This window comes from Leptospiraceae bacterium (assembly GCA_025059995.1).
Taxonomy (GTDB): Bacteria; Spirochaetota; Leptospiria; order Leptospirales; family Leptonemataceae; genus SKYB61.
Genome location: JANXCF010000001.1, coordinates 476,855 through 483,000, shown reverse-complemented (window position 1 = coordinate 483,000; position 6,146 = coordinate 476,855). Strand labels below are relative to the sequence as shown.

The window sequence follows — 6,146 nt, the reverse complement described above, 5'->3', positions numbered from 1 at the left end:
GCTACATTTATAATACGACTACCCGGAGGCATATATTTTTGAAGGTATTGAATCATCCTATGATATCCAAGAATGTTGACAGCAAATTGGCATTCTAAACCTTCTTCCGTGAGAATTTTTTTCTTTGGTGTTTCAGAAGCGTTGTTAATAAGTACATCAATATTCAATTTATGTGTTTTCATAAGTATCTCTAAACCTGAAAGAATTGAGGACTTAGTTCGTAAATCAAATTGAACTGTAATTACCTGTGAAGAATACGTTTTTTCCAAATGTTCTTTTAAAGCTTTGAGTTTCTGTGGATTACGACCATGGGCTATGATGGTAAATTGTTTTTTGATTAGTATTTCACAGATCGCTTTTCCGATAGTCCCTGTTGCTCCGGTAATCAGGACGTATTTCATTCTTATGAAAAAAATGTTCTGCTTCAGAAAACAACATAAAATTTATTTTAAATCATTAATCATTCAAGTTATAAGCTTGATTACCATGTTCGATGATATCAAGACCCTCAATTTCTTCGTATTCATCGACTCTTAGCTGGTTAGTTTTTCGTAAAAGATAAAAAACCAGGAGGGAAACACTAAAAGCCCAGACAAATGCCACTATCACACCAATGGTTTGGATGAAGAGTAAATCAAAGCCACCGCCATAAAGAAGCCCAGCTTTCTTGTCACCAAATTTCGGATCTGCAAATAACCCTACGGCAATAGTACCCCATGCACCTGCAGTTCCGTGGACGGAAACTGCACCTACTGGATCATCAATACGAAGGTGATCAAGTAAAATCACCGAAATTACTACGATAATTCCTGCAAAAAAACCAATAATCATGGCTCCGAATACGTTCACGTTATAACAACCTGCCGTTATAGCAACAAGTCCACTTAAAACACCATTAATTACCATACTTGCATCTGGTCGATGAAATAAATACCATGACAAAAGCAATGATCCAAGACCACCAGCTGCCGCTGCGATATTAGTCGTAACGGCAACGATAGCAAAACTACCATCTCGAATTGTTGCAGTGCTTGCTGGATTGAACCCAAACCAGCCAAACCATAGAATAAACATGCCAAGCATTGATAAACTTAAGTTATGGCCTAATATCGGTTGTATACCACCCTCTACATATTTTCCCTTCCGAGGTCCGACAATAATACTTCCAGCTAATCCCATCCACCCACCTAATGAGTGAACTACTGTGGAGCCAGCGAAATCCGTAAAACCATATTTTGCTAATATACCTACATTTTCTTGATTGAATAGGTGAGACCAAACCAATGAACCATAAACAGGATAAATCAAACCAGAACTGATAGCAGAAAAGATCAAATACGCTTTGAATTTTGTTCTTTCTGCAATAGCGCCAGATACGATTGTTGCTGAGGTTCCCGCAAATACGAGTTGAAAAAAGAAAAAGCCAAATTTATAGGCATCAGGCTGCCCATCTGTATATAAAAGTGAATTGGCAAACTCAGGCATCCCTAATCCTATGCCTGGAAGTATGTGTTCACCAAACATTAATGAAAACCCAATAATAAAAAATAAAATAGAACTAATCATAAAATCAGATAGATTTTTCATTAAAATATTCACAGTATTTTTTGCTCGAACAAAGCCAGCTTCTACGAGAGCAAAACCAGGTTGCATAAAAAATACTAAAAAAGCTCCAATAATGAGCCATAACAGATCAGTTTCTTTTCGAAACGTTTCGATAATCTGAAAATTTTCATCTTGTGAAAAGATTGTTTGAGGAAGAAATACAAAAATCAGGCTACTAATAAAAAGAAGCTGTCGCTTTTTCATAACTTTCTACCTTTTTCAGGAATTTTGTGATTTTATCATCATTGGGGAAAATCTTTAGGGCATTTTGTAGGATTTTTTTGGCTTTGAAGAAATGCTTTTCTTTGATGTAACATAAAGACAAAATTATATATGCTCGATAAAATTCTGGTCGTAAGGTAATGATTTTTTTCAAGGTTTTTTTTGCATCGGTAAAGTTTTTGTTGTAAAAATAGCCAATACCTAAATAAAAATATATATCTGGGTTTTGATCACCAGTATGTTGGATATATCGAGAAGAATACTCGATGACTTTTTCCCAATCTTTTCTAATAATCGATAATTTGGTTAAAACTAATAAATTATTTCCATAACTTGGATCCATATCAAAAACCGTTTTCGCAATAACTTCCGCTTGAGAATAATCTTTTCTTTTGTAAAACTCGAAGGCTTTTTTCTGAAGGGATTTGATTTCTTCGAAGTTGTTTAAGTATTCAATCAAAATAAGGGTTCTATCATCGGTTTTCCGATGATGACGAACAAAGTCATTCCATTGATTCATGATAAAAGTCAGAACATTTCTACCATCAGAATCTTTGTTGTGCTCTTTGTTTTGTATTGCTTCTAAAAACCAACTCTTTAATCGAGGTAATCCTACTTCTTCTTCCGATGGGTTTCGTTGTTCTATGATACCATCAGTAAATAGGATCAAGAAATCTCCTGGTTTTAATTCGTTAACAAATTCTTCATATTGGTTTTTATGAAATTTAAAAGAAAACCCTAATGGTATACCTGTAGTGTCTCGTTCATAAAATTCTTTTTTCTCGTAAGAAAAATGCAAAAATTTTGGATGCCCTGCATTTACATAGCTATATGTATGATCTGAATAAATACGAATAATCTGAGCTGTAAAGTAAACACCTTCTGGCAATATTGGTGCTATGTATGTTTGTAATTCTTCGATAGTTTCAATAAGCCCTAATCCGCGCTCTAAACAATTTTTTAAGTAATGATGAATAGAAATTGTTACTAATGCCGCAGGAACTCCATGACCACTAACATCAGCAATGAAAATTGTCACATGTTCTTTTGTTCTGTGAATATGAAAATAATCTCCACTAACTTCAACCATAGGAGTATAGTGGATGTGAAAATAAACTGAATTCCATGGTTTAATTTGAGTATTAATGATTTGTTCTTGAACAGTTCTTCCCATTTTGAGATCCCATTCTAATTGATTTTGAATCTTTTGAATTCTTTGCTTTTCTTCTATGATTTTTTTAATCAATCTCACTTTGATTAAGGCTAATGCAATTTGAGATGCCATAGCTTCGAGAATTTCTAGATCTTCGTGTCGATAGAAATGAGGGATTGTCTTTTCAATGGAAATAGTTCCTAATTTTTCCTCGTTATGAGATATGGGAGCGCAAAGCACACAACGAGTTGTTTCAAACCGATCCAAAAATTCAGGGTGGAATTTTAGATCTAAAATAAGCTTGGATTTTCCTTCCAAAAATACTGCACCTGAAAAACCTTCTCCGGGAAGTAATGGTCTACGTTTACCTGTATTTTCATTTAAAAAAGCAACGGGATTTAAATATTGACCATCGAAAATTCGTAGCGTGCTATTATCAGGTTCAAAAATTTCTGTAATCAAGTTTAGTACTTTGTTATAAAGAGTTATTTCATCGTTTGATGTTGCAAGTTCTTTGCTAATGTATAGCAAAATATCAATCTTATTTTGTGCAGTTAATCCACCTACTACAATTCTTGAACCACGATAATTCAAAACTTTCCGTTTCCCATATTTCAATTCAATCATACCAAAAACGAAGCAATCTCAATGCCTATACTTGTGGAAATAAAAAAAATGCTTTTAAAATAAGCAAAATGAGTATTTTTTCAAAAAAAAGTAAAAATAAGTTTTTCTTGACGTGTGAAAAGAGCGACCTTTGATTTGTGATTAGCTAACATAAAGAATATAAGACAAATTCGTTTCTTCAATAATTTAATTTGATGAATAAAAAAATTGAAATTTTAGAACGTGTAATTAAATTAGAGTTTAGATGGATCCTCTGAAGAAGATGTTATTAGATATTGATGAAGAACAAAAAAAGAAAATCGAAAACAAAGTAGTAGTAGTTGGGTATTCCATTTCGGAGTGTCTAAAAAAAGCGTCAGAGTTTCTGAACGTAGATATTGCTCAACTAGATTATGAAATATTAGAACGCGGAAGGAAATCTTTTTTTAAAAAGATTCCATTTCGGATTTTGGTTTCGATTAACGAAGCTTACAATCCTTACAGTGAATTGGAGGAATTTTCCCAAAAGTTAGGTCTTGGTGATAAATTGCTAAGTCCAGAATTAGATAAATTTATCCAACCTAAAGATGTGGATGGTAGCTTTACAATTAGGCTCTACAAAGAAGGAGTCTTTTTGACGGTATTTCCTCCAAAAGGTAAAGGAAAACCTGTTATAACACAAGAATGCGTTCATCGATTGCAGCAAAGAGGAGTAGAAGTTTTTGATATAAAAAAAATCGAAAAAGTAGTAAAAGAGGCAAAAGGAGAACCAGTAAAAGTAGCAGATTTTACTCCAATTCCAGAAAATGATTCTATTTGTAGAGTTGAAATTAGTAAAGATGAGATGAAAGCATTTGTGAAGATAACTCCTCCTAAACGAGGAGGAAGAGACCTAAAAGTAGAAGATATCGTAAATGCATTAAAATCCAAAGGAGTTGTGGTTGGGTTCAAAGAAGAAGAAATTCGGAAAGCTTTAGACGAAGAACGCTACATGGAAGACATCTTGGCAGCAGAAGGAATACCACCAAAACACGGAAAAGACGCAAGGATTGAATACAAAGTCAAAGTCAGAAAAGAGATCGAACTCCAAGAAGATGAACATGGAAGAGTGGATTTTAAAAATTTACAATTGATAGAAAATGTAGTTCCTGGACAAATCCTTGCAGAGAAAATCCCAGCCGAAAAAGGAACTCCCGGTAGAACCTTATTTAATCGTATCTTACCTGCAAGGGATGGCAAAGACATAGAAATCAAACCGGGAAAAAACACAGTCCTTTCAGAAGATGGAAGGTATCTTAAGTCTGAAATCAATGGACAGGTAATTGTGATAGGTAACCGAATTTCAGTAGAACCAGTTCACCGTGTCTTGGGGGATGTAGGTCCTAAAACAGGTAATATTGAATTCTTGGGTTCTGTGACGGTTATTGGTTCTGTGTTGGATAATCATTCCGTAAAAGCAGGAGGAAATATCGAAATTATGAACAATATCCAAAAATCCCTTGTCGAGGCAGAAGGAAACATCATCGTAAAAGGGGGAATTTCTGGACAAGATGAAGGTAAAATTGTTTCCACTGGTGGCTCGGTGATTGCAAGGTATATCCAAAATAGTTATGTTTTTGCTAATGTTGATGTAATATGTGATGATGGTATCATCAACTCTACAGTTGAAGCAGGAGAAAGAGTGATCTGCCAAGGAAGGAGAGCTCAAATAGTTGGAGGGGTGATTCGTGCTAAGAAAGAAGTTCGAGCTAAAATGTTAGGAAACAAGGCTAACGTCAAAACTGAAATTGTTGTTGGCTATGACCCACATTTACTAAAAAAATTTGAAGAAATTTCCCAAATCCTAAAGCAAAAAACAGAGAGGTTAGAAAAGCTCAAGAAAGAAAAACAAACCTTAGAAACAAGAAAAAAAGAAGACGCAGAATCCTTTTTAGCAGAACAAAGAAAAAAATTAGCAGAAATCACAGCTGAAGTAGAAACCCTACAAAAAGAAATTGAGTCTCTAAAAAATGAAAAAGCAGAAGTAGAAGAAGAAATGAATTCTTTAGCAGAGGAAGGAAGAGTCGTAGTTGAAAGAAATGTTTATCCTAATGTGATCATTAGAATCAAGGATGCCAGCTATACTGTGATTGATGAAAGGTACTCTGTTGAGTTTTTGTATGATGATGGAAAAATCATTGAGAAGAAATTCGTAAAAAAAATCAAAAAGTAAATGATGAGAATTATCGATTACCAACTTTCCATTGGAAACATACAAAATGTATCTTATGAACGTTATTCCCAACAGGCTATTCAAACATACAAAGAACTACAAAATCTAATTGAAGCTAAAAATACGAATGTAGCTAGAGATCAAGTAGTTGTTGCCATGAACTCTTCTATCACAGAAAACAAGATGAATCCCTATGAGCGAAATCCAAAAGAGATATACACAAGAGAAAAAAATCCAGAAAAAGGTAGCGAAACCTCAAAGATTTATTACTCTCCCGTTAGTCCTGTAAGAAGGTCATTTCCGAGAAATTACGAAAACATAGGAACCCAGATTGATTTAGAGGCATAA

5 protein-coding genes are annotated in these 6,146 nt (G+C 34.2%); 2 read left to right on the top strand and 3 right to left on the bottom strand.

Going from position 1 to position 6,146, the window contains the following annotated elements; all coding sequences use genetic code 11:
• From NZ853_02260 to NZ853_02250, 3 genes are all read right to left on the bottom strand, one after another.
• Positions 1-401 (bottom strand): SDR family oxidoreductase (locus NZ853_02260; protein ID MCS7204501.1); only part of this gene is annotated, 401 nt, incomplete at its 3' end.
• Positions 402-456: 55 nt separating this feature from the next.
• Positions 457-1,809 (bottom strand): ammonium transporter, encoded by a 1,353-nt coding sequence (locus NZ853_02255; protein MCS7204500.1) that lies wholly within the window; start codon positions 1,807-1,809, stop codon positions 457-459.
• Positions 1,781-3,607: a SpoIIE family protein phosphatase gene (locus NZ853_02250; GenBank protein MCS7204499.1), complete on the bottom strand. Its 1,827-nt coding sequence runs from the start codon at positions 3,605-3,607 to the stop codon at positions 1,781-1,783. Before NZ853_02250 ends, NZ853_02255 begins: the two co-directional genes overlap by 29 nt.
• Positions 3,608-3,851: 244 nt before the next feature.
• Between NZ853_02250 and NZ853_02245 the strand changes: the two genes are divergently transcribed.
• Together NZ853_02245 and NZ853_02240 are read left to right on the top strand one after the other, a co-directional pair.
• Positions 3,852-5,798 (top strand): FapA family protein, encoded by a 1,947-nt coding sequence (locus tag NZ853_02245; GenBank protein MCS7204498.1) that lies wholly within the window; start codon positions 3,852-3,854, stop codon positions 5,796-5,798.
• Complete coding sequence (locus NZ853_02240) at positions 5,799-6,146, top strand: hypothetical protein (protein MCS7204497.1); 348 nt, start codon at positions 5,799-5,801, stop codon at positions 6,144-6,146.

Excerpts from the sequence above, each read along its gene's own strand:
- NZ853_02255 (MCS7204500.1), bottom strand. The coding sequence starts at position 1,809 with ATGAAAAAGCGACAGCTTCTTTTTATTAGTAGCCTGATTTTTGTATTT.
- NZ853_02250 (MCS7204499.1), bottom strand. The coding sequence starts at position 3,607 with ATGATTGAATTGAAATATGGGAAACGGAAAGTTTTGAATTATCGTGGT.
- NZ853_02245 (MCS7204498.1), top strand. The coding sequence starts at position 3,852 with ATGGATCCTCTGAAGAAGATGTTATTAGATATTGATGAAGAACAAAAA.
- NZ853_02240 (MCS7204497.1), top strand. The coding sequence starts at position 5,799 with ATGATGAGAATTATCGATTACCAACTTTCCATTGGAAACATACAAAAT.